General features: G+C 66.5%; 1 protein-coding gene. It reads right to left on the reverse strand.

Translation table 11 applies throughout. The features are described from left to right. Nucleotides 1–239: hypothetical protein (locus tag SB660_RS23505; RefSeq protein WP_410584989.1), on the reverse strand; the 239-nt coding region annotated here is incomplete at both ends.

Genomic DNA, 239 nt, shown 5'->3' on the forward strand with positions numbered 1-239 from the left:
CTCGTCGAGCCAGATCACCACGGGACGCGCGATGTCCGAGTTCAATGCGGCCATTCGATAGGTGAACAGCTGCTCCCGGGCCAACTCGCCCGCCGGCTGTGTGGCACCTTCGATGACCTCGCGGTACCGCTCGGCCGCGCGCCGCACCTGGGGCAGCAGAACGGCAACACCGCCCTCGCTCGTCGCGGCGTAGTGCTTGAACTGCGTGAACACCTCGCGAATCGGGAAATCGTCTCGCG

It is taken from the genome of Bacillus sp. SIMBA_005, from assembly GCF_046535585.1.
GTDB classification, from domain to species: Bacteria; Bacillota; Bacilli; order Bacillales; family Bacillaceae; genus Bacillus; species Bacillus pumilus.